Source organism: Pseudomonas palmensis (genome assembly GCF_049942755.1).
GTDB classification, from domain to species: Bacteria; Pseudomonadota; Gammaproteobacteria; order Pseudomonadales; family Pseudomonadaceae; genus Aquipseudomonas; species Aquipseudomonas palmensis.
On sequence record NZ_CP187958.1, the window covers coordinates 117169 to 143675 of the forward strand.

General features: G+C 64.8%; 26 protein-coding genes. 11 read left to right on the forward strand and 15 right to left on the reverse strand.

Annotated features, from left to right (window positions below; all coding sequences use genetic code 11):
- Positions 1 to 42: 42 nt before the first annotated feature.
- The 7 genes from ACPRTJ_RS00695 to ACPRTJ_RS00725 form a co-directional block, all read right to left on the reverse strand.
- Positions 43 to 711, reverse strand: a complete 669-nt coding sequence (locus tag ACPRTJ_RS00695; RefSeq protein ID WP_315406539.1) for a hypothetical protein — start codon at positions 709 to 711, stop codon at positions 43 to 45.
- A gap of 78 nt (positions 712 to 789) precedes the next feature.
- Positions 790 to 1284, reverse strand: coding sequence for a DUF1543 domain-containing protein (locus ACPRTJ_RS00700; protein WP_043863045.1), 495 nt, complete (start codon positions 1282 to 1284; stop codon positions 790 to 792).
- A 13-nt stretch (positions 1285 to 1297) separates the two neighbouring features.
- Entirely contained in the window at positions 1298 to 1849 is a 552-nt protein-coding gene (locus tag ACPRTJ_RS00705; RefSeq protein WP_426427782.1) for a hydrolase, read from the reverse strand.
- Positions 1850 to 1966: 117 nt separating this feature from the next.
- On the reverse strand, positions 1967 to 2686 hold the full coding sequence (locus tag ACPRTJ_RS00710; RefSeq protein ID WP_043863047.1) for a thioesterase II family protein: 720 nt from the start codon (positions 2684 to 2686) through the stop codon (positions 1967 to 1969).
- 10 nt (positions 2687 to 2696) lie between these two features.
- Complete coding sequence (locus tag ACPRTJ_RS00715; protein ID WP_043863048.1) at positions 2697 to 2921, reverse strand: MbtH family protein; 225 nt, start codon at positions 2919 to 2921, stop codon at positions 2697 to 2699.
- 122 nt (positions 2922 to 3043) lie between these two features.
- A complete protein-coding gene (locus tag ACPRTJ_RS00720; protein WP_054915704.1) occupies positions 3044 to 4390 on the reverse strand; it encodes an endonuclease/exonuclease/phosphatase family protein in 1347 nt (448 codons plus the stop codon).
- A gap of 18 nt (positions 4391 to 4408) precedes the next feature.
- Positions 4409 to 5263, reverse strand: coding sequence for a hypothetical protein (locus ACPRTJ_RS00725; RefSeq protein WP_078480494.1), 855 nt, complete (start codon positions 5261 to 5263; stop codon positions 4409 to 4411).
- Positions 5264 to 5510: 247 nt separating this feature from the next.
- Here ACPRTJ_RS00725 and ACPRTJ_RS00730 point away from each other — a divergent pair, with 247 nt between their 5' ends.
- From ACPRTJ_RS00730 to ACPRTJ_RS00750, 5 genes are all read left to right on the forward strand, one after another.
- Complete coding sequence (locus ACPRTJ_RS00730) at positions 5511 to 6125, forward strand: LysE family transporter (RefSeq protein WP_043863051.1); 615 nt, start codon at positions 5511 to 5513, stop codon at positions 6123 to 6125.
- Between the two features lie 61 nt (positions 6126 to 6186).
- Positions 6187 to 7197: an ABC transporter substrate-binding protein gene (locus ACPRTJ_RS00735; RefSeq protein ID WP_255002227.1), complete on the forward strand. Its 1011-nt coding sequence runs from the start codon at positions 6187 to 6189 to the stop codon at positions 7195 to 7197.
- Complete coding sequence (locus ACPRTJ_RS00740) at positions 7194 to 8039, forward strand: ABC transporter permease (protein WP_043863053.1); 846 nt, start codon at positions 7194 to 7196, stop codon at positions 8037 to 8039. The genes ACPRTJ_RS00735 and ACPRTJ_RS00740 overlap by 4 nt, the downstream gene beginning before the upstream one ends.
- 151 nt (positions 8040 to 8190) lie before the next feature.
- Positions 8191 to 9273 (forward strand): hypothetical protein, encoded by a 1083-nt coding sequence (locus ACPRTJ_RS00745; protein WP_100634733.1) that lies wholly within the window; start codon positions 8191 to 8193, stop codon positions 9271 to 9273.
- 165 nt (positions 9274 to 9438) lie between these two features.
- Positions 9439 to 11112, forward strand: coding sequence for an ABC-F family ATP-binding cassette domain-containing protein (locus ACPRTJ_RS00750; RefSeq protein WP_426427785.1), 1674 nt, complete (start codon positions 9439 to 9441; stop codon positions 11110 to 11112).
- Here the strand turns inward: ACPRTJ_RS00750 and ACPRTJ_RS00755 are convergent.
- The gene (locus ACPRTJ_RS00755) at positions 11023 to 11553 is read right to left on the reverse strand and encodes a cysteine hydrolase family protein (protein WP_255002216.1); all 531 of its coding nucleotides are present in this window, start codon (positions 11551 to 11553) and stop codon (positions 11023 to 11025) included. The genes ACPRTJ_RS00750 and ACPRTJ_RS00755 overlap by 90 nt on opposite strands.
- 375 nt (positions 11554 to 11928) lie before the next feature.
- Between ACPRTJ_RS00755 and ACPRTJ_RS00760 the strand changes: the two genes are divergently transcribed.
- From ACPRTJ_RS00760 to ACPRTJ_RS00770, 3 genes are all read left to right on the forward strand, one after another.
- Complete coding sequence (locus ACPRTJ_RS00760; protein ID WP_043863056.1) at positions 11929 to 12948, forward strand: branched-chain amino acid aminotransferase; 1020 nt, start codon at positions 11929 to 11931, stop codon at positions 12946 to 12948.
- Positions 12949 to 13118: 170 nt separating this feature from the next.
- A complete protein-coding gene (locus ACPRTJ_RS00765; RefSeq protein ID WP_043863057.1) occupies positions 13119 to 13799 on the forward strand; it encodes a response regulator transcription factor in 681 nt (226 codons plus the stop codon).
- Positions 13777 to 15165: a sensor histidine kinase gene (locus tag ACPRTJ_RS00770; protein ID WP_054915700.1), complete on the forward strand. Its 1389-nt coding sequence runs from the start codon at positions 13777 to 13779 to the stop codon at positions 15163 to 15165. The genes ACPRTJ_RS00765 and ACPRTJ_RS00770 overlap by 23 nt, the downstream gene beginning before the upstream one ends.
- 103 nt (positions 15166 to 15268) lie before the next feature.
- Here the strand turns inward: ACPRTJ_RS00770 and cysS are convergent, their stop codons facing one another.
- Complete coding sequence (cysS, locus tag ACPRTJ_RS00775; protein ID WP_043863059.1) at positions 15269 to 16651, reverse strand: cysteine--tRNA ligase; 1383 nt, start codon at positions 16649 to 16651, stop codon at positions 15269 to 15271.
- Positions 16652 to 16661: 10 nt separating this feature from the next.
- Entirely contained in the window at positions 16662 to 18365 is a 1704-nt protein-coding gene (locus ACPRTJ_RS00780) for a glutamine--tRNA ligase/YqeY domain fusion protein (RefSeq protein WP_043863060.1), read from the reverse strand.
- Positions 18366 to 18601: 236 nt separating this feature from the next.
- Between ACPRTJ_RS00780 and ACPRTJ_RS00785 the strand changes: the two genes are divergently transcribed.
- Together ACPRTJ_RS00785 and lpxH are read left to right on the forward strand one after the other, a co-directional pair.
- Complete coding sequence (locus ACPRTJ_RS00785; RefSeq protein ID WP_043863061.1) at positions 18602 to 19105, forward strand: peptidylprolyl isomerase; 504 nt, start codon at positions 18602 to 18604, stop codon at positions 19103 to 19105.
- Entirely contained in the window at positions 19102 to 19824 is a 723-nt protein-coding gene (gene lpxH, locus ACPRTJ_RS00790) for a UDP-2,3-diacylglucosamine diphosphatase (protein WP_426427789.1), read from the forward strand. The genes ACPRTJ_RS00785 and lpxH overlap by 4 nt, the downstream gene beginning before the upstream one ends.
- 127 nt (positions 19825 to 19951) lie before the next feature.
- Here lpxH and ACPRTJ_RS00795 read toward each other — a convergent pair whose 3' ends face one another.
- The 5 genes from ACPRTJ_RS00795 to ACPRTJ_RS00815 all read right to left on the reverse strand — a co-directional run bounded on the left by ACPRTJ_RS00795 (position 19952) and on the right by ACPRTJ_RS00815 (position 25432).
- Positions 19952 to 21481 carry a DHA2 family efflux MFS transporter permease subunit gene (locus ACPRTJ_RS00795; protein WP_058541883.1) on the reverse strand — a complete coding sequence of 510 codons (1530 nt, stop codon included), beginning with the start codon at positions 21479 to 21481 and terminating at the stop codon, positions 19952 to 19954.
- Entirely contained in the window at positions 21478 to 22680 is a 1203-nt protein-coding gene (locus ACPRTJ_RS00800) for an HlyD family efflux transporter periplasmic adaptor subunit (RefSeq protein WP_426427791.1), read from the reverse strand. Before ACPRTJ_RS00800 ends, ACPRTJ_RS00795 begins: the two co-directional genes overlap by 4 nt.
- A gap of 18 nt (positions 22681 to 22698) precedes the next feature.
- Positions 22699 to 24165 carry an efflux transporter outer membrane subunit gene (locus ACPRTJ_RS00805; protein ID WP_123752236.1) on the reverse strand — a complete coding sequence of 489 codons (1467 nt, stop codon included), beginning with the start codon at positions 24163 to 24165 and terminating at the stop codon, positions 22699 to 22701.
- Complete coding sequence (locus tag ACPRTJ_RS00810; protein WP_043863066.1) at positions 24162 to 24635, reverse strand: MarR family winged helix-turn-helix transcriptional regulator; 474 nt, start codon at positions 24633 to 24635, stop codon at positions 24162 to 24164. The genes ACPRTJ_RS00805 and ACPRTJ_RS00810 overlap by 4 nt, the downstream gene beginning before the upstream one ends.
- Positions 24636 to 24826: 191 nt before the next feature.
- The gene (locus tag ACPRTJ_RS00815) at positions 24827 to 25432 is read right to left on the reverse strand and encodes a tRNA-(ms[2]io[6]A)-hydroxylase (protein ID WP_043863067.1); all 606 of its coding nucleotides are present in this window, start codon (positions 25430 to 25432) and stop codon (positions 24827 to 24829) included.
- A gap of 159 nt (positions 25433 to 25591) precedes the next feature.
- On the opposite strand from ACPRTJ_RS00815, the gene ACPRTJ_RS00820 reads away from it, so the two are divergent.
- Positions 25592 to 26458 (forward strand): universal stress protein, encoded by an 867-nt coding sequence (locus ACPRTJ_RS00820; protein ID WP_043863068.1) that lies wholly within the window; start codon positions 25592 to 25594, stop codon positions 26456 to 26458.
- Positions 26459 to 26507: the final 49 nt, after the last annotated feature.

Sequence of the window (26507 nt, forward strand, 5' to 3'; positions counted from 1 at the left end):
AGGGCCCCACAGTACACAGCCGGGGCCGGCCCGTGCAAACCGTCAGCAGCCCGGCTTGGTCAACTCGGTGCCGATGGTGACCGCATTGACCTTGACCTTGTCGAAGCTGGCCTGCGCCACTTCATCGAAGGTGCGCTCGCAGTTGAAGCGGGTGTCCACCACAAAGTCGTCACCCTTGGCCTTCTGCATGGCCTCGCTCCAGTGACCGGCCGCCGCGCTGGCCTCATCATCCACCAGCACCACCTCCAGCAGCACTTCGGTAAACCCCACTGCCCGCGGTCCTTGCCAGAGCGCGTACACCGACGGGTCGGCGGCATTGCCGCACATGCTCAGGCAACTGGCGTAGAACTCCAGCCCGCCTCCCGAAGACCTGGCCATTGCACCGAACGTCAGGGGCTGCGCGGCCGGCGGCGCAAAGTCGCCGATGAACGTGCTCAGGTCTGCCTTGCAGGTGGGCGAGAGCTCCATGCGCAGCTCGCTGACCGTGCCGCCGCCGGCCGTGGCGGTGATTTCGCAGCCTTGCACCTTGTAAGTATGGGTGTCGCCGAACGAGGTACGCGCAATACCGGCTACCGACTCGAAGAAACGCAGGTTGGTGCCCAGCATCTCGCCATTGAACACCTGGGCCACCGTGGCCTGGGCCAGGGCCAGATTCGGCAGAGCGCTGAGGGTGAGTGCGCAGCAGAAGCCAGACAGTGCACGTGAACGCATCGGAACATCCTGTAAGGGCAGAAAATGAAGCGCGTACTGTAATCCAGGCTAACGGCAAATAGCCATCAAGCTCGCCCATCAGCCCAGCACGATGTAGTCGCTGCGCTGCACCAGCGGGGCATGCTCGCCTGCAATCAGGCGCACGTATCGGCCACCGAGCTGGTCGATGGCGATGCAGTCATCCACGTCCATCACTGCATCGGTGTGCGCCTGGCTCCAGTGACGTGCCATGCGTTGCTTGCCGATGGCCTTGGCCTGGGCCTTGCTGGTGGCCACCACCAACAGGTACTGGTGCGCCTCGCCGAACGCACCGGGCTCGTAGCCGCCCAGGTTGATGAAATACAGGCGTGGCTCGCCGGCAGCCGGCTGCATGTCCGACCAGTGCAGCTTGTAGCCGTCGACCCCGTCGACCTCCAGCCAGGAATCGATGTGCACGCCCCTGGCGCTGCCGAACCATTGCTCGCGCAATTGCGGGTAGGCCGCTTCGAGGGTCGGGGCCACCACGAACACCACATCGTGCACTTCGATGCGGGCCCGGGGGTGTTTGCCCCCCAGCATCACCACGAACAACATGATCCGCCCACCCTCAAGGTTGCTCGCCGACCAGGAAGGTCTTGCTGATGTGGCGAAATTTCTCGTGGCCGGCGCTGCCCAGCAGCTCGAACAGCACCATCTCGCGAGTCACGATCTGCGCGCCGGCATCACGCATGCGCTGCAGGCCGGCGCTCTTGCTGAGCAGGCTGCGGCTGTCGCAGGCGTCCTCCACCACGAACACCTGCCTGCCCAGCGCCAGCAGGCCGAGCACTGTCTGCAGCACGCACACGTGGGTTTCCATGCCGCACACAATCACCTGGTGGCGGGCCAGCAGGCTGGCGGGCAGGCAGTCGGCAGCCACGCAGGAAAAGTGCACCTTTTCCACCACCTCGGCAGCGGGCGCCGCCTCGAGCAGTGCCCCGACGGTGTGCCCGAGGCCCTTGGGATATTGTTCGGAAATCACCGTGGGCAACCCCAGTTCGGCCGTCGCCGCCAGCAACCAGCGGGTACGGGCCAGCGTGCCGGCCGGGTCGCTGACCGCGCCGATGAGTTTTTCCTGAACGTCGATGACCAGCAGCGTGGCCTGGGTAGGGTGGATCAGCATTGCGTGCGCTCCATGGCGGGCGCCGGGGCGATGGGTGTCACCGCCAGGCGGCTTGCGGACAGAAACCCGGGCAGCGCGATGGCTGCCCGGGCCCGGTCGGATGCTACCACGCGAGGCTCATGCGGTCAGGCGGTGCGGCTCCAGGGCCTGGCTGAGCACGCCCAGCACCTGCTCTTCATGCTCATGTATGAAGAAGTGCCCGCCGGGGAAGAGCGCCAGCGAGAAATCACCCTGGCTCTCCTGACGCCAGGCCAGCAACTGTTCCTGGGTCGCGCGATCCTCCTCGCCCCCCAGCACATGCAGCGGGCAACGCAGTGCCGGGCGCTGCCGATAGGCGTAGCGTCCGCACAACAGAAAGTCTGCGCGCAACACCGGCAGGGTCAGGCTCATCAGTTCCTCGTTGCCCAGCACTTCCTCCGAAGTACCGCCCAGGGTGCGCAACTCTTCGATCAGTTGCGGGTCGCTCTTGGGTTCGCGCCAGCTTTCGTCGTCGTAGCCTTCACGACGGGTCGGCGCCGCCGTACCGCTGGCAAACAACGCCACCGGTGGCGGGCAGCCCAGCGCCTGCAGCTCGTGCACCAGCTCGAACGCCAGCAGCGCCCCCAGGCTGTGCCCCAGCACCGCGTAGGGCTGGTGGGCGACAAGGCTCTGTTCGGCGGCCAGTTGCCGGGCCAGGGCCTGCATGTCGGTGTACAACGGCTCGCCAAGGCGTGCACCCCGCCCTGGCAGCTCCACCGGGCGCACGTTCAACCAGGCGGGCACCTTGCGCCGCCAGCGGCTGAAGACCATGGCGCTGGCACCCGAGTACGGCAGGCACAAAAGGGTCAGTGACGACACGTGCCGCCCCTCACTGCGCCGCAGCGGTTTCGGCCATCTTCTGGCGCAGGCTCAGCGGGCGCATGTCGGTCCATACCTCATCGATGTACGCCAGGCACTCAGCCTTCAAACCGCTCTTGCCGACGGTGCGCCAGCCGTTGGGGATAGCCTTGTAGTCCGGCCAGATGGAGTACTGTTCCTCGTGGTTGACCACAACCTGGAACACGATATCGTCGCGATCGAATACGGAAGTCATTGCCTGTCTCCTTGGTTGAATGAGGCTCGTGGCGCGGGAGGCGTACGGGCGCTACTGGAGGAGACGAAGCGGCGTGCGGATAAATTAGCGACGCTGGGAAAATCCCGCGGCACCTGCCGGCGCTAGCAGTTGAAGGTCAGGTTGTAATGCACCGAGCGGTGGTCCGATGCCCCCGGCGCAGAAACGTTCCCCGGCGCCGGCACCTGCGAGGTGCCATTGGTCACCGCATAGTCCAGCATGTTGCTCGGCGCCACGCTGGGGTGGGTACTGCCGCCCGCCAGCTCGATACGGGCGATGTCTTCGGGCGACACCCAGTTGCCACGCGTCGGCACCGGGGGAGTGGTCGGTCGCGGATCGCGGTTGAAATCCCCCAGCAGCGCGAACGGTGTATCGGTGTGCCAGCTGATCTCCCTCAACATGCGCGCGGCGTTGACGCCCCCGCCGGAAATGGCATGCAGGTTGAAGATCGCCAGCTCCGGCGTGTTGCCCGCCAGCGCTCGTCGCCTCACACGCACCCCCATGGCCGGGCGGTAAAGGGGCGGGCCTGCCACCGGCAATTGCCCGTCCGAGATGATGGCCAGTTGACTGACCATGAACTCGCCGGGGTCAGGCATCACGATCGCCAGGTTCACCCGCAACCGCTGCACATCGAGGAAGTAGATCAGGTAGCGCTCGGGCCGGCTGCGGGTGCCGGCCTGCCAGCTGTAGACATGGATGTCGTGGTGACTGCCGAACTGGTCGGCCACCCGTTCGGTGCGGCTGAACACCGCAGAATGCGGGGCAACGCCGACCTCCTGCAGAACCACCACATCGTTGCTGCGCAGCAGCGGCAGGACCCCGGTCAACCATTTGCTCTCGGTGCTGACCGATGCGCCCTGCAGGTTCCAGGTGGCCACCCGTATCGGCACCTCAGTGCGCGCGCTGCGACCTATTTCGATCTGTGCCGAGGGCCCTGCAGTGTTCAATCGGCTGTGGTAGTAATCACGAATGCGCCCATGCAGGCGAATGTGCGCATGCCACGGGCCGAAGATGGCCATGACCCCGTGCTGGAGCATGCGCAAGGGGTCGCCAGGATCCAGCAGGTGTGGCCCCTGTACGCTCCTTAGGCCATTCATGACCAGGGCATGGTGCACACGGTAGAGCCCGATCATCACGCCATGACGATACAGCCCTGGCGAGGCCTGCAGATGCTGCAGCACCGTGGTGTCGCTGTACCAGCGGCGCAACAGGGTGGTCATGCATGCCCCATAGCCGGCCTGTGCCTCATGGTTGCTGCTGCGTATCAGGCGTGCCGAAACGATGTAGTTCAGGTAGACCAGGGTATGCACGCAGTCCCGGGGCCTGGCGGCGGCGAGCAGCGCCACCGCGTCCATGAACACCACGTCGACCTGCTCTTCGAACGCAACGGCCGGCATGTCGGGCACCAGGTTGTTGTCGATGTACAGGCCAATGACACGGTCAACGGGCATGGGAACACCTCCACCGGGTCAGGCCTTCTGGAACAGCGCAAACAGCTCGCCATCGAGCACGCCCAGCCCCACCCGCTCGGTAGCGGCCAGGTTGCTGCTGACCGTTGCCGGGCTGAGGGCATTGCCGTCATAGGCGTATTGATAGAGCGCGCGACCGTCGGCATTGGCAATGCTGCGGGTGAAGGCGAGTTTGAGCAGCCCCGCGTGAACCGTCACACCCGGCATGAACGGGTAGGCCTGCTCGATGAACACCCGTGGCTCTGTCCAGGCCTGCTTGCCGTCGTACTTCACCAACAGGGTCCGACCATCGCCATCCTTGTAGAACAGGTGGATCAGGCCCTGGTAGACAATGGCGATCGGGTCGTCGGGGGTGGTCACCGCTACCCCCCTGGCCCTGAGCACCGGGCCATTGCCCCAGTTTTCCAGGTCTTCACTGCTCAGGCACTCGATCTGCCTCGTGTGGCCGTGCCGATAGAAGGCGTGCAACCGCCCTTGAAACTCCACCAGCGACGGCGAGCCGTGCATGGGCTGACTCAACGTCATGGGCTCGAACCCCATGAGCGTGTCGTTGTAGGAGGCCAGGGTGTATTCACCCTGGTCATCGCTTCGAAACGCATGGACCTTATCCTTGAACACAAAAAGCGCCAGTGACCTGCTCGGGGTCACCATCAGTGGCAGCACCGCCGGCGTCGTCCATACGTCGATGCCACTCACTTTCGCGACGAATTCGGCCACGTTGCCGTCGGCGTTGTAGGCGCAATAGAGCACGCCCCGGTGTACGACTACCCGGCAACCGCCAGCCACAGGCTGCGACTCGGTAGGGAAAGCACGGTTGAAGATGCCGTGCATGTTGGCTGCGTAACAAAGTTGCATCGGCTGCTCCAGAGGTACAAAGAGCCCCCAGTAGAACAGCGCAGCCCGGCCGGATCAGCCGGGCAAAGCCCAGCGTGTACGTGAGAAACCGGAAGTTGCACGGGCCCAGGCGTGACCTGCCGGGCTGGCAGCAGGCGCACATCGCTGTGCGATTGTTCGGGCCAGATGCACAACACGGGGTTCGCACCGGCGCAGCGCAGGCGTATCGTATGCACTCGAATCCTGATAGGTAACACGGAGTTTCCCCATGCTTGGCGTAACGGACTACGGTGCCTTCGTGATTGCCTTCCTGGTGCTGCTGGCGATCCCGGGGCCGGGCAATTTCGCGCTGATCACTGCCACCGGCAAGGGCGGCATCAAAGGCGGCCTGGGCGCCACCTTCGGCGTCATCCTGGGTGACCAGGTGCTGTTGTGGCTGGCCGTGGCCGGTGTGGCAGCGCTGCTCACCACCTACCCGGCAGCGTTCCATACCGTGCAATGGCTGGGTGCAGCGTACCTGGCCTACCTGGGCCTGCGCATGGCCCTGGCCAAACCCGGCAGCACGCCGGTACGGCCGATGAAGTCCAAGCACTACCTGCGCCAGACCATGATGATCACCCTGCTCAACCCCAAGGCGATCATGTTCTACATGGCGTTCTTTCCGCTGTTCGTCGACCCGGTCCGGCATCAGGGCTTCGTGACGTTCGGCTTCATGGCGGTGACCATTGCCGTGCTGACCTTCCTGTATGGCCTGGTGGCCGTGCTGCTGACCCACAACCTGGCCGCCCGCCTGCGCGCCAACCCCAAGGTCTCGAACCTGCTCGAACGCCTGGCCGGCATGTGCCTGGTGGGCTTCAGCATCAAGTTGGCGGTACTGCGCTAAACCCCTGGCGCGGGTCTACTACACTTGCCTGACCTTGAAGCGGCGCGGCAAGTGAGACGACATGAAGCGACTGACACAATTGATCGGCGGCGCCCTGCTGGCACTGGGCCTAGCCTCCCAGAGCCTGGCGGCGCCCGCTGCGGCCCCCATCCACTTTGGCGACATCACCTGGGAAAGCGGCAGCCTGACCACGCAACTGCTGCGCTTTATCGTCGAGAAAGGCTACGGCTACCCCACCGACACCCTGCCCGGCAGCACCGTGAGCATGGAGGTGGCGCTGGCGCGCAACGACATCCAGGTGATCGCCGAGGAGTGGGCTGGCCGCAGCCCGGCCTGGACCAGGGCCGAGCAGGCCGGCCAGGTGTTCAGCATCGGGGACACGGTCAAGGGCGCCGACGAAGGCTGGTACGTGCCCGCCTACGTGATCAAGGGCGATGAACAGCGCGGCCTCAAGGCACTGGCCCCGGACTTGCGTTCCGTCCAGGACCTCAAGCGCCATGCCCCACTGTTCAAGGACCCCGAGTCACCCGACAAGGGCCGCTTTCTCAACAGCCCCAGCGGCTGGACCTCCGAGACCGTCAACAGCCAGAAGCTCAAGGCCTACGGGCTGGACGGGCAGTACGTGAACTTTCGCAGCGGCTCGGGCGCGGCGCTGGACGCCGAAATCACCTCCGCCATCCGCCGTGGCAAGCCGGTGCTGTTCTACTACTGGTCGCCCACCCCGCTGATGGGCCGCTACGAGCTGGTGCGCCTTGAAGAGCCGCCATTCGACGCCCAGGCCTGGGCCACCCTCACCGACCCGGGCAACACCGAGCCCAAAGGCACCCGCTCGCTGCCGGCCAGGCTGTCGATCGGCGTATCGGCGCCGTTTCGCGAGCAATACCCGGAGCTGGTGGCATTCTTCGCCAAGGTCGATCTGCCGATCGCCACCCTCAACAGCGCCCTGGCAACGATGAGCGAGCAGCGCCAGGCGCCGGACGCTGCAGCGCAGGCCTTTCTGAAGGCGAACCCGAGCATCTGGAAGGCCTGGCTGCCCGCCGAGGTGGCGACCAGGGTCGAGTCGGCCCTGTGAGTACGGGCTTTCCCGAGGCGCTGCACGTTTCGTTCGCAGACAGCGTCAATCGCTTCGTCGACTGGCTGGTGCTGGCCTACGGCGACCAGCTTCGGGCGGTCTCGGACGGGCTGCTGCAACTGCTGGTAGGGTTGGAAAACCTGCTGCGCGCCACGCCGTGGTGGTTGCTGCTGGCGCTGGTGGCACTGCTGACCTGGCACGCCACACGCAGTGTGCGGCGGGCGCTGCTGCTGAGCGGCCTGCTGTTTCTGATCGGGGTGGTCGGCCTGTGGGACAAGCTGCTGCAGACCTGCGCGCTGGTGCTGGTGAGTACCGGCCTGTGCCTCCTGATCGGCATTCCGTTCGGCATCTTGCTGGCCAGCCGGCCACTGGCACGCCGGTTGCTGATGCCGGTGCTGGACGTGATGCAGACCCTGCCCAGTTTCGTGTACCTGATCCCGGTGCTGATGCTGTTCGGGCTGGGCAAGGTGCCGGCGATCTTCGCCACCCTGGTGTATGCCCTGCCGCCGCTGGTACGCCTCACCGAACTGGGCCTGTCGCAGGTGGACCCGTCGCTGACCCAGGCCGCTCAGGGGCTGGGCGCCAACCGCTGGCAGCGCTTGCGCCGGGTGGCATTGCCGTTGGCGCTGCCGAGCATCCTGGCCGGCCTGAACCAGTCGGTGATGATGGCGCTGTCGATGGTGGTGGTGGCCTCGATGATCGGCGCGCGCGGCCTGGGTGAGGACGTGCTGGCCGGCATCCAGACACTGAACGTGGGCAAGGGGGTCGAGGCCGGGCTGGCCATCGTTGCGCTGGCGATCGTGATCGACCGCATCACCCAGGCGTATGGCAAGCCGCGGTGAAGCCTTCCTGGTGCAACAGCGTTGATCTGCACCGCCCTTTCAAAGTACTCGTTGCCGGATAGACCAAAGGGGCCGTTCAGCCCGCGCGCACTAAACGCAACTCGTCTACGCTGCTCAAAAGCCTGCCGGCACACTGAAAGGGAGTTCGAGCGTGCGAGCCTACCTTATCCTGTCCGCCGCAACACTGTGCCTGGTCAGTGCATCGGCCAGCGCTTTCCAACTGTCACCCTACGGCAAGGTGAACAATGGTGCCTACACTCGTGTCTTCAGCGAGGCGGTACACGAAAACCTGACCCTGGCATCGATCAGGCAGGCAGCGATTCCCGATGCCCTTAAAGCGGATCAGAACTTCATCGAAAGCCTCATCGCGGGCGCACGCTGGAACGATGATCCGCTGGGTTTCATGAAGACGGGTGTACCAGTGGATTTCTACCTGTCGTTCAAAGACTCCTGCAAGCGTTCAACACAGATCAATCCCACCTGGGACCTCATGTATCGCACCCACTGCGGCGACATGCAGTACCTTCACGCCATGGCCTCAAGCGCTCTGGAAACCACGACACAAACACGCGCCAGAATCATGATGTGGGCCGAATTCACATTCCGTGTTTCCACCGGAGAAATCCCCAAGAACCGCTACTTTCGCAGCGTGCCGCAACTGATGAGCCCCGAAGGTGGCGAGCAGTTCAGCCAGTCGCTCACCCACAGCAACACCCGACGGCTGCTATGGCAGCCCGAAGACCTTTTCAGCAGGAACTGCACGCGTATGCCCGCACTCAAGGCAATGCTGCGAGGACACGGCTGGACAGAGTCGCGCTGTGACGATTCGCACAATGAGCATGCTGCCAGCACCATCCAGAACCTGGCGTTGGGCTCGTTGCTGCACCTGCTGCAGGACTCCTTCTCCGACAGCCATGTACGGCGCTTCCCCCTGCATGATGAGCACGTCTCTCGGCTGGCAGGGGTGCAGGGCGTCGAACAGTTCGGCAACTATGCCAAACAGGACTCGAGCCGCCACAAGGTGGCAGACAGGCTGCCGGAAACGGCCAATGACGCCCAGCCACTTGATCTGAAGCACCTCAGTGCACAGCTGATCGCACTCTCGGTAACAGGGCGCGACGGTACGGGCGCCGCGCAATGGGAGCAAGCCAGGCCGCTACTCGAACACGCCTTCGATATCAGCCGGGCACAACCCGTCTCGGGCGCGATAGGCTATGAAAAACTCGACCGGTAATGGCACTGGAGGGCCTTTACCGACTGCCGCTATCCCCTTAGACTACAGGCCTTTTCCCGCATCCCGAGGTATTCGTCCAATGCGCCATTGATGCCACCGTCGTTTCAGACGGCCCGTCTTCAGCCCCTTCACCGGGGGAAGCACCAGGCATCCTTGGAGGTTCGCATGACGAACACGTCATCCCTGACGCTGGACAGCGTCACCTATGCACTGCCAGACGGCAGGCTGCTGTTTTCCAACCTCACCGAACGTTTCGACCAGCGCCGCACCGGCCTGGTGGGGCGCAACGGCGTGGGCAAATCCATACTCGCACGCCTGATGGCCGGTCAGCTCGAGCCCAGCGATGGCCGCTGCCTGCGCCAGGGGCGCGTGCACTACCTCGCTCAACAGCCGATCACCTCCCGCACCACGGTCGCCGACCTGGCCCAGGTACGCCAGGTGATAGAAGCGCTCCAACGCATCGAGGCTGGCAGTACCGCCGCGAGCGACTTCGAGACTGTCGGCGAACGCTGGAACATACGCGAGCAACTGCACAGCCACCTGGCCCGCGAGCAGCTCGGCATGCTGCGCTGGGATCGCCCCGCCGAAACGCTGAGCGGCGGCCAGGCCATGCGCGTGGCACTGCTGGGTGCGTTTCTCGGCGACGCCGACTACCTGATTCTCGACGAGCCCACCAACCACCTGGACGCCCCCAGCCGCGCCGCCCTGATGATCATGCTCGAACGCTGGAACAAGGGGCTGCTGGTCATCAGCCACGACCGCATGCTGCTCGCCAGCATGCAGCGCATCGTCGAGCTGTCGCCCTCGGGCCTGCACAGCTACGGGGGCGACTACAGCGCATTCACCGCTTGCAAGGCCCGCGACACCGAACTGGCCGAGCGCAATCTCGAGCGTCTGAAGCTCGAACGCCAGCGCCAGGCCCGCGACCTGCAGCGTCAACACGAGCGCCTCGAACGCCACCAGGCCAGGGCCGGCCACGAGGCCAGGCACAGCAACCAGGCGAAGATCCTGCTCGACCGTCAACAGCAACGCAGCGAGGCCACCGCAGGCAGGCAGCAGCGCAACCACCTGGCCACGCGCCAGGCCATGGACGCCCAGGTGCGTGAAGCCGCTCAACGCCTGGACCCACAGCAGCCGGTGGTACTGCACGCGCCGGCACGTCAGTTGCCGCCAGGCAGCCAGATCGCCTGGCTGCGTGACCTTGAGCTACCCCACATCGAGCATCCGCAGGCGCTCGACCTGGTGCTGTACGTCGGCCAGCGCCTTGCCCTCACCGGCGCCAACGGCAGCGGCAAATCCACGTTGCTCAAGGTGCTGGCCGGGCAACTGCCGCCCCGCAAGGGTGAATGCGAGACCCGCGCCAGCGTGGCGTACCTGGACCAGCAGTGCAGCCTGCTCGACCCGAGCGTATGCGTGCTGGAGCATGTGCGCGAGGCGTGCCGTGAACTCGACCAGAGCAGCGTGCGCACCCGATTGGCACAACTGGGCCTGGATGCAGACCGCATCACCCTGCCCAGCGGCCTGCTCAGTGGCGGCGAACGGCTCAAGGCAGCGCTGGCCGCGGTACTCTACAGCGACCAGCCAGCGCAACTGCTGTTGCTCGACGAACCCAGCAACCACCTCGACCTGCCATCGTTGCAGGCCCTGGAACAGATGCTCTGCCAGTATCAGGGGACCCTGCTGGTGGCGTCCCATGACCTGGTGTTCCTGCAACACCTGCAGTTGCAGGGGCAGCTGTGCATGCCGCAATCAGAACTGCACGGCTTCGGTGACGCACAAGGTGGCAAAGCCACTGCCCAGGGTGAGGTTGTGATGGGCGACGATGGCCTCGGCGCCTAGGCTGGGGGTATCCATGCAGGTGTGCGCGTCGCTGACCAGTACCGGGCGCACGCCCAGCTCGGCAGCAACGCGGCAATTGGTATCGACGCAGTACTGGGTTTTCATGCCGACCACCACCAGCTCTTCAACGCCCGCCTGCTGCAGCCACTCACGCAGCGGCGTGTTCCAGAAGGCACTGGGCCGGAACTTGTCGAACACACGGTCGTATTGCTCGTCTACCTCCAGCGCCGGGAGCAGTTGCCAGGGTGTGCTGCCGGCCTCGATCGGCGAACCCTGCGGGCCGGTGTGGCGCGCGACGAATATCGGCGCCCGGGCCGCCCGGGCGGTGCCGATCAGGCGGTTGATGTTGGCCAGTATCCGCTCGCCCTGCCAGGGCTGTTCGGGGCCATGGAACAGGCCTACCTGCATATCCAGAATCAGTAACGCGCGCCGTACGGGCATGGTGTCTCTCCTTAAGATGCCAGCCGGACGCGCCAACCAAAAGGCCCCGTCCATTGCTGGCGGGGCCTTGGGTGACCTGCTGCGTTCGCTTTACACAGCCACCCATCGCCCGCCGATGGCGGTCGTGGTGGTGCGGGTCGAGGTCAACAGGTCGATATTCATGTCACGCACAATGCTCCACGAGCCCTGCGTCGGTCAAGCCCCTGGCGGCGCGACCACTCACGCTCGTCACGCCGGACCTGAAGCGCTGGCGGCCGGGCACCGGCGCAATCGGCATCTGCCCGTTTCCGATCTGCACGGGATGTATTATCGTGGCTGCTTGCGCAATATGCGTGGCCTGACCATACAGGCATTTGCCAACCGATCGAGGGTGCCATGAGTAACGAGAGCATTAACTGGGACAAGCTGGGCTTTGACTACATCAAGACCGACAAGCGCTACCTTTCCTACTTCCGTGATGGCGAGTGGGACAAGGGCACCCTGACCGAAGACAACGTACTGCACATCAGCGAAGGCTCCACCGCGCTGCACTACGGCCAGCAATGCTTCGAAGGCATGAAGGCCTACCGCTGCAAGGATGGCTCGATCAACCTGTTCCGCCCCGACCAGAACGCCCTGCGCATGCAGCGCAGCTGCGATCGCCTGCTGATGCCGCGGGTGCCGACCGAACAGTTCATCGAGGCCTGCAAGCAGGTGGTCCAGGCCAACGAACGCTTCGTACCGCCGCACGGCAAGGGTGCCCTGTACCTGCGTCCGTTCGTGATCGGCGTGGGTGACAACATCGGCGTACGCACCGCGCCGGAGTTCATCTTCTCGATCTTCGCCATCCCGGTTGGCTCGTACTTCAAGGGCGGCATGACCCCGCACAAGTTCCTGATCTCCGATTTCGACCGTGCCGCGCCCCAGGGCACCGGCGCCGCCAAGGTCGGTGGCAACTACGCAGCCAGCCTGCAGCCAGGCTATGAGGCCAAGAAGGCCGGCTTTGCCGACTGCATCTACCTCGACCCGCTGACCCACAGCAAGATCGAGGAAGTGGGTTCGGCCAACTTCTTCGGCATCACCGCCAACAACGAGTTCGTGACCCCGAAATCCGCCTCGGTGCTGCCGGGCATCACCCGCCTGTCGCTGATGCAACTGGCCGAATCGCGCCTGGGCCTGAAGGTGATCGAGGGCGACGTGCTGATCAACCAGCTGGACCGCTTCATCGAAGCCGGTGCCTGCGGCACCGCTGCGGTGATCACCCCGATCGGCGGCATCCAGTACAACGGCAAGCTGCACGTGTTCCACAGCGAGACCGAAGTCGGTCCGGTGACCCAGAAGCTCTACGCCGAGCTGACCGGTATCCAGAGCGGTGACGTCGAAGCGCCGGCGGGCTGGATCGTCAAGGTCGCCTGAATGCATCGCGGGTCAAGCCCGCTCCCACAGGTTCATCGCAACCCTGTGGGAGCGGGCTCGACCCGTGACTGGCTGCGCAGCAGCCCTTTTTCAAGATGAATTTTTCTTTAACCCGGGCACCGCCTATTCTTTGGCACAATCGAGTCTCCACACGCCGCCCAGGTAAAAGCATGCCCCGCGTACTGACTATCGAAGACGATGCCGTCACCGGCCAGGAAATCGTCGCCGAACTCTCCAGCCACGGCCTTGAGGTCGACTGGGCCGACAACGGTCGTGAAGGCCTGGCCAAGGCAATCGCCGGCGGCTACGACCTGATCACCCTCGACCGCATGCTGCCCGAAGTCGACGGCCTGACCATCGTCACCACCCTGCGCAACCTCAAGATCGCCACGCCGATCCTGATGATCAGCGCCCTCTCCGATGTCGACGAACGCGTGCGCGGCCTGCGCGCCGGTGGTGACGACTACCTGACCAAGCCGTTTGCCTCCGACGAGATGGCGGCGCGCGTGGAAGTGCTGCTGCGCCGCAACAGCGTGCCGATGGCCCAGACCCGCCTGCAGGTCGCCGACCTGGAGCTGGACCTGATAAGCCACGAGGCCCGGCGCGGCGAGCAGACCCTCAACCTGCTGCCCACCGAGTACAAGCTGCTGGAATTCCTGATGCGCCACGCCGGCCAGGTCATCACCCGCATGATGATCTTCGAGGAAGTCTGGGGGTACCACTTCGACCCCGGCACCAACCTGATCGACGTGCACATCGGGCGTCTGCGCAAGAAGATCGACGCCGCCGGGCAAACCCCGCTGATTCGCACCGTGCGGGGCTCCGGCTATGCCATTGCCGAACCCGTCTAAGGGCTGGAGTTCGTCCACCAGCCGCCTGCTGGCGCTGTACAGCTTTCTGTTCGTGGCCTGGAGCAGCATCCTCATGGGGGTGCTGTACTTCGAGGTGTCCGGCTACCTGAACAAGCTCACCCGCCATTCCCTGTTGCAGCGCCAGCATCTGTTCGCACACATGAGCGGCAAGCAGCTCGACGACGCCCTGATCGCCAGCCAGGCCTTCGACGAACGCAGCTTCGATGCCTACGGGCTGTTCGACGCGCAGTTCAACCCACTGGGCGGGCAGATCCGCCAGATCCCGCCCGAGCTGGGCCTGGATGGAAGGATCCACGAGCTCAGCCGCTGCCTGGACGCCGACGACCCGCGCATGCCAAAAGACAGCTGTGATGCCGTGGCGCTCAAGGTGCGCGATGGCCGCTGGCTGGTGCTGGTACGCGACAACGGTTCGCTGTTCGTGGTCACGCGGATCATTCTGCATGCGTTGCTGTGGGGGCTGTCGCTGACCATCATTCCCGGCATCGCCGGCTGGTACCTGCTGCGTCGCCGCCCGCTCAAGCGCATAAGGGCGATCCAGGCCAGTGCCGAGCTGATCGTGGCCGGCGACCTCACCCACCGTCTGCCGCTGTCGTCGCGCCGTGACGAACTGGACATGCTGGCAGCCATCGTCAACGCCATGCTCGACCGCATCGAGCGGCTGATGCATGAGGTCAAAGGCGTGTGCGACAACATTGCCCACGACCTGCGCACCCCGCTGACGCGCCTGCGGGCCCAGCTGTACCGGATCCGCCAGCAGGTCGGCGACGACTCGATCCAGGCCGACCAGATGGACCAGGCCATCAGCGAAACCGACACCCTGATGGCGCGTTTTCGCGGGTTGCTGCGCATCAGCGAACTGGAAGACCGCCAGCGCCGTGCCGGCTTCGTCGAACTGGACCCGCGTGCCCTGCTGGTGGAGCTGCATGACTTCTACCTGCCGCTGGCCGAGGACGGCGAAATTCGCCTGACCCTGGTGCTGCCCGACCAGTTGCCGGCGCTCAAGGGCGACCGCGAGCTGCTGTTCGAGGCCCTGGCCAACCTGCTGGGCAATGCCATCAAGTTCACTCCGGCCGGTGGTCAGGTGCGGATGCGAGCCCGTGAAGACGCCCAGGGCGTGCTGATCGAGGTGGAGGACAGCGGGCCGGGGATTCCGGCGGACGAGCGCGAGGCCGTGCTCAAGCGGTTCTACCGCAGCGAGGAAGGTCATCGGCACAACGGGTTCGGGCTGGGGCTTTCGATCGTTGCAGCGATCGTCGACCTGCATGGGTTTGAGCTGGAGGTAGGAGACAGCGAATTGGGCGGGGCGCGGCTGGTGTTGCAGTGTCGGCCGAAGGTGGCCAGTTAGGGCCTCATCGCGGGTCGAGCCCGCTCCCACAGGTTGATCACTGATCTAGAGCACAGTGATCAACCTGTGGGAGCGGGCTCGACCCGCGATGAGGGCAGCGCGATCAGTCAGCCAGGCGCCAGGTCGTCGTGCCCTTGCCGTCTTCCAGCACCACGCCCATGGCGGTCAGCTGGTCGCGGATGCGGTCCGATTCGGCCCAGTTCTTGTCGGTACGTGCCTGCAGACGCGCCTGGATCAACGCCTCCACTTCAGCCGCATCGACCTTGCCTTCGGCGCCCGCCTGCAGGAAGTCGTCGGCCTCCAGCTGCAACACGCCCAGCAGCTCGGCCAGCTCGCGCAAGCGGCCCGCCAGGCCAGCGGCCACCTCAGGCTCGGCCTCGCGCACGCGGTTGATCTCGCGCACCAGGTCGAACAGCACCGCACAGGCTTCAGGCGTGCCGAAGTCGTCGTTCATGGCCGCGGCAAAACGCTCGACATACGCCTCGCCACCTTGTGCGGCCACGCGCGGCAAGCCGCGCAGCGCATGGTAGAAGCGCTCCAGGGCGCCCTTGGCTTCGCGCAGGCTGTCCTCGGAGTAGTTGATCGAGCTGCGGTAGTGGCTCGACACCAGCAGGTAGCGCACCACCTCCGGGTGATACTTGTCGAGCACGTCGCGAATGGTGAAGAAGTTGTTCAACGACTTGGACATCTTCTCGCCATTGATACGGATCATGCCGCAATGCATCCACGCCTTGGCGTACTGCTTGCCGGTGGCCGCCTCGCTCTGGGCAATCTCGTTCTCGTGGTGCGGGAACTCCAGGTCGTTGCCGCCACCGTGAATGTCGAAGCTCTCGCCCAGGCAGCAGGTCGACATCACCGAGCACTCGATGTGCCAGCCCGGACGGCCCGGGCCCCACGGCGATTCCCAGCTCGGCTCGCCGGGCTTGACGCCCTTCCACAGCACGAAGTCGAGCGGGTCCTGCTTGGCCTCGTCGACCTCGATGCGGGCACCGATGCGCAGGTCTTCGATCTTCTTGCGCGACAGCTTGCCGTAGCCGACGAACTTGCCGACGCGATAGTACACGTCGCCATTGCCCGGCGCGTAGGCATAACCCTTGTCGATCAGGGTCTGGATCATCGCGTGCATGCCGGCGATGTGGTCGGTGGCACGCGGCTCCTGGTCCGGCGGCAGGATGTTCAGACGGCGCTCGTCCTCGTGCATCGCGTCGATCATGCGCGCGGTCAGCGCTTCGAACGATTCGCCGTTCTGGTTGGCGCGGTTGATGATCTTGTCGTCGATGTCGGTGATGTTGCGCACATAGGTCAGGTCGTAGCCGCTGTAGCGCAGCCAGCGCGTGACCAGGTCGAACGCGACCATGCTGCGCCCATGGCCCAGGTGGCAGAAGTCGTACACGGTCATGCCGCACACGTACATGCGAACCTTGTTGCCATCGAGCGGAACGAAAACTTCCTTGGTCTTGCTCAGGGTGTTGTAGATGCTTAGCACGTAGAGTTCCTTAGCTGCCCCACGAATCGCGCAGGGTCACGGTGCGGTTGAACACCGGCTTACCCGGCGTGGAGTCTTTCAGGTCGACGCAGAAGTAGCCTTCGCGCTCGAACTGGAAGCGGTCTTCGGGCTGGGCCTGGCCCAGCGAAGGTTCCGCACGACAACCGCTCAGCACCTGCAGCGAATCGGGATTGATGTTGTCAAGGAAGCTGCCGCCGTCGTCGGTCTTCTCGGGGTTGGCCGAACGGAACAGGCGGTCATACAGACGTACTTCGCACTCGACGCTGGCCGCGGCCGGCACCCAGTGGATCACACCCTTGACCTTGCGGCCCTCGGGGTTCTTGCCCAGGGTGTCGGGGTCGTACGAGCAGCGCAGCTCGACGATGTTGCCCTCGGCATCCTTGATCGCCTCGTCGGCGCGGATCACGTAGCTGCCACGCAGGCGCACTTCACCGGCCGGCTCCAGGCGCTTGTAGCCCTTGGGCGGCTCTTCCATGAAGTCGTCGCGGTCGATGTAGATCTCGCGGGCGAACGGCAGTGCACGCACGCCCATGTCTTCCTTGGGGTGACGCGGCAGTTCGAGCTGCTCGACCTGGCCTTCGGGGTAGTTGGTGATGACTACCTTCAGCGGGCGCAGTACGCACATGGCCCGTGGCGCGGTGCGGTCCAGGTCGTCACGGATGCTGAATTCGAGCATCGACATGTCGACCACGCCGTCGGAACGGTTGGTGCCGACCATCTCGCAGAAATTGCGGATAGACGCCGGGGTGTAGCCACGACGGCGGAAGCCCGACAGCGTGGACATGCGCGGGTCGTCCCAGCCCTGTACGTGCTGCTCGTCCACCAGTTGCTTGAGCTTGCGCTTGCTGGTGATGGTGTAGTTCAGGTTCAGGCGGCTGAATTCGTACTGGCGCGGCTTGCACGGCACCGGCAGGTGGTCGAGGAACCACTCGTACAACGGACGATGGCTTTCGAACTCCAGGGTGCAGATCGAGTGGGTGATGCCCTCGATGGCGTCCGACTGGCCATGGGTGAAGTCGTAGATCGGGTAGATGCACCAGGTGTCACCGGTCTGGTGATGATGGGCATGGCGGATGCGGTACAGGATCGGGTCGCGCAGGTTCATGTTCGGCGAGGCCATGTCGATCTTGGCGCGCAGCACGCGCTCGCCATCCTGGAACTCGCCGGCCTTCATGCGCGCGAACAGGTCGAGGTTTTCCTCGACGCTGCGCTCGCGGAACGGGCTGTTCTTGCCCGGCTCGGTCAGGTTGCCGCGGTACTCGCGGGCCTGCTCCGGGGTCAGGTCGCACACATAGGCATTGCCCGACTTGATCAGGTCGACCGCCCACGCGTGCAACTGCTCGAAGTACTGCGAGGCATAGCGCACCGGGCCGGTCCACTCGAAGCCCAGCCACTTGACGTCACGCTGGATGGCGTCGATGTACTCCTGGTCCTCTTTGGCCGGGTTGGTGTCATCGAAGCGCAGGTGACAGGCACCGCCGAATTCCTGGGCCAGGCCGAAGTTCACGCAGATCGACTTGGCGTGACCAATGTGCAGGTAGCCGTTGGGCTCCGGCGGGAAACGGGTGACGATGCTGGTGTGCTTGCCCGAATCCAGGTCGGCCTGCACGATCGGACGCAGGAAGTTCACAGGGACGGCGGGCGCGCCTTTGGCAGCGGCGTTGGGAGCGTTGTCAGCGGTGGGCTTGCTCATAGGATCCTTGAAATACCGGTACACGGCCCGGGTAGGCCGACTGAATCAAAGCGCTTATCATAGCCCAAGCGCCCGAGCTGCCGACAGGGCAGCGCCGACAAACTGGCGCTATATTCGGCTGGCCGGGCAAAAAAACTGCCGTGACGTGCGTATCGTGGCCTGTAAACTGTGCGTCAGGGTTACTACGCGATCCTGCGCACCCATTTCTTGAATGCCTGAAAAGCGAGAATTTGAGCATGACCCAAGTCAAACTGACCACCAATCACGGTGACATCGTCATCGAGCTGAACGCCGAGAAAGCCCCGATCACCGTGGCCAACTTCATCGAGTACGTCAAAGCCGGTCACTACGAGAACACCGTGTTCCACCGCGTCATCGGCAACTTCATGATCCAGGGCGGCGGTTTCGAGCCGGGCATGAAAGAGAAGAAAGACAAGCGCCCGAGCATCCAGAACGAAGCCGACAACGGCCTGAGCAACGACAAGTACACCATCGCCATGGCCCGTACCATGGAGCCGCATTCGGCCTCGGCGCAGTTCTTCATCAACGTCGCCGACAACAGCTTCCTCAACCACAGCGGCAAGAACGTGCAGGGCTGGGGTTATGCAGTGTTCGGCAAAGTCACCGAAGGCACCGACGTGGTCGACAAGATCAAGGCCGTTGCCACCGGTTCCAAAGCCGGCCACCAGGACGTGCCAGCCGAAGACGTGATCATCGAGAAAGCCGAGATCATTGGGTGATACTGCTGATCTCCGATCTGCACCTGCAAGAAGAACGCCCGGACATTACCCGGGCGTTTCTTGATCTGCTGGCCACCCGTGCCCGCAGCGCGCAAGCGCTGTACATTCTCGGGGACTTTTTCGAGGCCTGGATAGGCGACGATGCCATGACGCCCTACCAGGCGTCGATCTGCCTGGCCTTGCGTGCGCTGAGCGACACGGGCACCCAGGTGTTCCTGATGCACGGCAACCGCGACTTCCTCATCGGCCAGGCGTTCTGCAAGGCCGCAGGCGCCACCCTGCTACCCGACCCCAGCGTGGTCGAGCTGGGCGGCGAGCCGGTGCTGCTGATGCATGGCGACAGCCTGTGCACCCGTGACGAAGGCTACATGAAGCTGCGCCGTTACCTGCGCAACCCCGTGAGCCTGTGGGTGCTGCGCCACCTGCCGTTGCGCACGCGGCACAAGCTTGCGCGCAAGCTGCGCAGCGAAAGCCGCGCGCAGACGCGCATGAAGGCCAATGACATTGTCGATGTGACGCCCGAGGAGGTACCGCGGGTGATGCAGCAGCATGGCGTGCGCACCCTGGTGCATGGGCACACCCATCGCCCGGCGATCCACAAGCTGATGGTGGGCGATGCGCCGGCGCGGCGTATCGTGCTGGGCGACTGGGATCGCCAGGGGTGGGCGCTGCAGGTGGATGAACAAGGGTTCCAGCTGGCACCCTTCGACTTTGCCTGAAGGCCGTGCGGGCCCTATCGCGGGTCAAGCCCGCTCCCACAGGTAGATCATTGCTCTGATGATCATTGATGTACCTGTGGGAGCGGGCTTGACCCGCGATGTCAGCGCAGCGCGCTGACGCTGTGGCTCAATGCCCGGCCGACGCCGGCCCGGCCTTGGCCGCGAACGGCGGCTTGGCCAGCCACACCAGCAGCACCAGCCCGACGAACACCCAGCCCATCAACGTGAAGTAATCCACCGTCGACATCATGTACGCCTGGCTGTTGAGCATCTGCTCCAGCTGCGCATACGACTGCCCGTTCGCCCCGCCCAGGTGGCCGAGCATTTCACGGGTGGCCGGCTCATAGGTACTGATGCTTTCGCTCAGGTACGCATGGTGCTGGTCGGCCCGGCGAATCCAGATCCAGGTGGTCAGCGACGCGGCAAAGCTGCCGCCCAGGGTCCGCAGGAAGGTCGCCAGCCCCGAGCCGTCGGCGATCTGCTGCGGCGGCAGGTCCGAAAGCAGGATGCTCAAGGTGGGCATGAAGAACAGCGCCACGCCGATACCCATGAACAGCTGCACCAGGGCGATGTGCTGGAAGTCCACCTCGTTGGTGAACCCGGCCCGCATGAAGCAGCTGGCACCGATTGCCACGAACGCCAGCCCCGCCAGCACGCGCAGGTCGAACTTGTGCGCGTACTTGCCCACGAACGGCGACATCAGCACCGGCAGCAGGCCGATCGGCGCCACCGCCAGCCCCGCCCAGGTGGCGGTGTAGCCCATCTGGGTCTGCAGCCATTGCGGCAGGATCAGGTTGATGCCGAAGAACCCCGCATACCCGCCCACCAGCACAATGGTGCCGATGCGAAAGTTGCGGTGGGCGAACAGGCGCAGGTTCACCACCGGGTGCTTGTCGGTCAGTTCCCAGATGATGAACACCGCCAGGAACACCACCGAAATCAGGCTGCCGATGACGATGAAACTGGACTCGAACCAGTCCAGGTCATTGCCCTTGTCGAGCACGATCTGCAATGCCCCCACCCCGACGATCAGGCTCAACAGCCCGATGTAGTCCATCGGCTGGCGGCTGGTGCTCACCGGCCGGGTACGCATCTGCTGACGCACCACGGCGGCAGCGAACAGGCCGATCGGCACGTTGATGAAGAAGATCCACGGCCAGCTGTAGCTGTCGGTGATCCAGCCACCGAGTATCGGCCCGGCAATCGGCGCCACCACCGTGACCATCGCCAGCAGCGCCAGGGCCATACCCCGCTTGGCCGGGGGGTACACCGCAATCAGCAGGGTCTGGGTCATGGGGTACAACGGCCCGGCCACCACGCCCTGCAACACGCGAAAGCCGACCAGCTCGGGCATCGATTGCGAGATACCGCACAGGAACGACGCCAGCACGAACAGCAGCGTGGCCCAGATGAACAGCTTCACCTCGCCGAAGCGCCGGCTCAGCCAGCCGGTCAGCGGCAAGGCTATCGCGTTGCTCACCGCGAACGAGGTGATGACCCAGGTGCCCTGCTCCGAACTCACCCCCAGGTTGCCGGAGATGGTAGGCAGGGCGACGTTGGCGATGGTGGTGTCGAGCACCTGCATGAACGTCGCCAGCGACAGGCCGATGGTGGTCAGCAGCAGGCTTGGCGGGGTGAACGAAGCCTGCCCGCTCATCGCTGCGCAGTCTTGCCGCTGGCGGCGCTGTTGTCATGGATCAGGCGCGCGATCAGGGTATCGGCCTCCACCAGCTGGCGGTCGTACACCTGGGTGGCGAACGAGGCCTTCTGCGGCGGCTGTTGCGCCAGCACCGGGCCGCTCTGGTCGTGCAGGTCGACGTCGACCTGGGTCGACAGGCCGATCCGCAGCGGGTGTTCGGCCAGTTGCTCGGGGTTGATGTGGATCCGCACTGGCACGCGCTGGACGATCTTGATCCAGTTGCCGGTGGCGTTCTGCGCCGGCAGCAGGGCGAAGGCGCTGCCGGTACCGGCGCCCAGGCTGTCGATGGTGCCGCTGTACTTCACGTCGCTGCCGTACAGGTCGGCAACGATGTCCACCGGCTGACCGATACGCATGTTGCGCAGCTGGGTTTCCTTGAAGTTGGCGTCGATCCACAGCTGATCCAGCGGAATCACCGCCATGGTCGCGGTGCCCGGCTGCAGGCGCTGGCCCAGTTGCACCGTGCGCTTGGCCACATAGCCGGTGACCGGCGCCACCAGGGTGGTGCGGGCATTGTCCAGGTAGGCCTGGCGCAGGTCGGCGGCGGCAGCCTGCACTTCGGGGTGCGAGGAGACCACGGTGTCGTCGACCAGCGCGGTGGTGGTGTTGAGCTGCTGCTGGGCATTGCTCAGCGCACTTTGTGCCGATGCCAGGTCGTCACGGGCGTGGGACAGCTCCTCCTGCGAGATCGCCCCGCCGGCGGCCAGGGTCTTGCGTCGGTTGTAGTTTTCCTGGGCCTTCTGCAGCTCGGCCTTGCGCGCCGCCACCTGGGCCTTCTGCCCGTCGACGTTGCTGTAAAGCCCACGCACCTGGCGCACGGCGCGGGCCAGCTTGGCCTCGGCGCTCTGCAGGCCGACCTCGGTGTCGCTCGGGTCGAACTGGATCAGCACCTGGCCGGCGTGCACCAGGTTGCCATCGTCGGCGCCGATGCTGGTGACGGTGCCGGTGACCAGCGGGGTGATTTCCACCACGTTGCCGTTCACATAGGCGTCGTCGGTGTTTTCGCTCCAGCGCCCGTAGAGCTCGTGCCAGGCCCACACACCGGCGCCAAGCACGAGTACGAGCACCAGCAGCCCGAGCAGCAGCGTCTTGCGCTTGCGCTGATTGTTGAGGTCCTGCTCGGTAGGGGCAGTGTCCGGGGAGGATGCAGTGGCCATGAGAAATACCTTGGCGTTTTATTGATTGCGGGAAGTCGAGGGCAATGCGGCGGCCTGGGTGTCGGCCTGGTAGCCGCCCCCCAGCGCCTGCATCAACTGGATCGACAGGTCGATCTGTTCGGCGTTCAGTTCGGCCAGCTGACGCTGCGACTGCAGCAGCTGCTGTTCGATGCTCAGCACATCCAGGTAGTTGCCGATGCCGGAGCCATAGCGCTGCATCACGGTGTCGTAGGACTGCTGGGCGATGTCGGTGGCACGTTGCTTGGCTGCAATCTGCTGGCCCAGTGCATGCAGCTGGTCGATGCTGTCGCTGACCTCGCCCAGTGCACGCACCAGGCTCTTGTTGTATTGCGCCACGGCCAGGTCGTAGTCGGCATCACGGGCATCGAGGTCGGCGCGCAGGCGCCCGCCGTCGAAAATCGGCAGCGACACGGTCGGGGCGATGTTGAAGAAGCGGCTCGGCGCGCCGAAAATCGCATCACCCAGCAGTGCCTGGGTGCCGGCGGCGGCGCTCAGGTTGAGGTTGGGGTAGAAGCGTGTCTTGCTCGCATCGATCGACTTGCTCGCCGCCTCGACCCGCCAGCGCGCGGCCACCAGGTCCGGACGCCGGCCCAGCAACTCGGCCGGCAGCACCGAGGGCAGCGCCACCGCAGCAGGCTTGAGCACATTGGGGCGGGCGATCTGCTGGCCACGGTCGGGGCCCTTGCCCAGCAGCACCGCCAGCGCGATCTGCGCGCTGCGTAGCTGCTTCTGGGCATTGATGGCCTGCTCCTGGGAGCTGGCCTCCAGGCTTTCGGTCTGCTGCAGCTGGTACTGGCTGTCGATACCCGAGGCCAACCGGCGCTGGCTGAGTTCGAGCATCTGGCGGGTACGCTTGAGGTCTTCCTGGGTCAGGTCGTTGACGATGTGCGCCTGGCCCAGCTGGCTGTAGGCACGGGCAACGTCGGCGGCCAGGGTCAGTTGTGCGGCCTGGCGGTCCACCTCGGCGGCACGGGCCTGGCCCAGGGCGGCTTCCCAGGCATCGCGTTGCCCACCCCAGAGATCGAAGGTGTAGTTGAAGGTCGCGCTCAGGCTGCGCAGGGTGGAGTAGCTGCCGCCCTGCCCCGTCGGGTCCTGGTCACGGGCCAGGCGCGAGCGGCTGACCCCAGCGCTGGCATCCAGCGTGGGCATGCGCTCGGCGTCGGCAGCGTAGGCCGCGGCGCTGGCCTGATGGGCACGGGCGCTGGCAACCTGCATGTCGGGGCTGTCGCGCAAGGCCTCGCCGATCAGGCTGTTCAGTTGCGGGTCGCCAAGGCGGGTCCACCAGTCGCCCTTGGGCCAGGCCGCAGGCGACAGGGCAACGCCGCCGAGGGTCTTGCCAGCCTGCAGGTCGGCGGCGCCGAGGCGCCGGCCCTGGGTATCGAGGCCACTGTAGTTGGCGCAACCGGCCAGGCTCAGGGCAAGCACCAGCAGGCTTGCGCCGGCACGCAGGGCTCGTGGTTTCATTGGGCCTCCACGCGCAGAGCGGTGACGGCATCGCCGGCCGCCAGCAGCACCTTGGTCAGAATTTTTTCCAGGGTCTTGAGCTCGTCCGGGGCCAGCACGCCAACCAGCTCGTTCATCGCCGAGGCACCGATCTGGGGCAACTGGCCGGCCAGCACATCGCCATCGGCGGTGAGCTCCAGGCGTACCTGGCGCCGGTCCTGCGGGCAGCGGCTGCGGGCGATCAGGCCCTTCTGCTCCAGGCGATCGAGCATGCGCGTCATCGACCCGCTGTCCAGGCTGAGGAAACGGCACAGTTCGGCGGGGGTATCGACCCCGTACTGGGACACGATGATCAGCACCTTGAACTGCGCGGCGGTGACGCCGAAGTCCTGCAGGTGGCTGTCCAGAATGCGGTCCTTCACCAGTGCGGCGCGCCCCAGGAGCATGCCGATGGTGCAGGACTGGAAGTTTTCGGGGGTGAAGTGCTGCATGAAGGGAGATACCTGCTTAGGCAGTGGATGCCGCAGATATTACTGCTCAGGCAGCGAATGGCCAAGCATTAATTAGCTTGCTTTCTATTTGGTCGACAAAAGGAGGTATTGCGGCGCCCGTATCGCGGGTCGAGCCCGCTCCCACAGGATGGGTCCATCAGCCTGTGGGAGCGGGCTTGGCCCGCGATGCTTCAGGCCGGCACGCCGCTATGGAAGCGAAACTCCACGTCCGGCGTGGTGATCAGTTCGGCTTCCACCTCGCGCACCCGCTCCACGGTGCGCTCCACATCCGCCGCCTCGCCATACTGATACGCCAGCTTCAGGTACCCCTGGTAATGGCGCGCCTCGCTCTTGAGCAGCCCGTGGTAGAACTTGCCCAGTTCCTCGTCCAGGTGCGGCACCACCGCAGCAAAGCGCTCGCAGCTGCGCGCCTCGATGAACGCGCCGACCACCAGCGTGTCCACCAGCTTCACCGGCTCGTGCGCGCGCACCACCTTGCGCAGCCCCGAGGCATAGCGCCCTGCCGACAATGGGCGCAAGGCCACCTTGCGCTTCTTCATCAGGCGCAGCACCTGCTCGTGATGCACCAGCTCCTCGCGGGCCAGGCGCGACATCATGTTGATCAGGTCGACATGCGTGTTGTACTTGGCAATCAGGCTCAGCGCCGTGCTGGCGGCCTTGAACTCGCAGTTCTTGTGGTCGATCAGCATCGTCTCCTGGTCGGCCAGGGCGGCATCGACCCAGGCATCCGGGGTGCGGCAGGCGAGGAAGGCTTCGATTTCGGGAATAAGGGACATAGGCTCACAAACGGGCATGGGGTGTCGACAAGACCGGCGATTATACCGGCGGCAGTGGCGATCACCAGTGACTATGCTTGATGCATATCAACATCCACCGCATCCGGGGCGCCGACTATAGTCAGGCATCGCATGCCATTGTCGAAGGAGTTCTCCCTCATGCTTTTAGAAGTTCGCAGCATCCTGGTGGTGCTCGACCCCGACCACGCCCACAGCAAGGCCCTGACCCGCGCCAAGCTGATCGCCGGCGTCACCAAGGCACGCCTGCACCTGCTGATGTGCGACAAGAAGCAGGACCACAGTGCACTGCTCAGCCTGCTCGCCAGCCAGTTGCACGACGATGGCTACGACAATGTCACCTATGAGCAGGCCTGGCACGACACCCTGCACGAGTCGATCATCGACGTGCAGAAAGCCGAAGGCTGTGAGCTGGTGATCAAGGAACACCGACCGGAAAACGCGCTGAAGAAGTTCCTGCTGACGCCTTCGGACTGGAAACTGCTGCGCCAGTGCCCGTGCGCGGTGCTGATGGTCAAGACCGAGCGCCCCTGGACCGGTGGCGTGATTCTGGCGGCGGTGGACGTGGGCAACGACGATCAGGAGCATCGCAAGCTGCACGCCAGCATCATCGACCACGGCTATGCCATTGCCAGCGTGGCCAAGGGCAACCTGCACGTGATCAGCGCCCACCCCTCGCCCATGCTCTCGGCGGCGGACCCGGTGTACCAGCTCAAGGACACCATCGAGAAGAAGTACCGCGACGAATGCGCTGCGTTCCAGGCCGAATTCGATATCGCCGACGATCGCCTGCATGTGGCCGAAGGCCCGGCGGACGTGCTGATTCCGCACACGGCTAAAAAGTACGAAGCCGTGGTGACGGTGATGGGTACGGTGGGGCGTAGCGGGATTACCGGTGCGCTGATCGGCAACACCGCCGAGGTGGTGCTCGATTCGCTGGAATGCGATGTGCTGGTGCTCAAGACCGAGGACCAGGTGAAGCACCTGGACGAGCTGGCCAGAGGCTGAAGACCCCATCGCGGGTCAAGCCCGCGCCCACAGGGTAAGCGGTGATCCA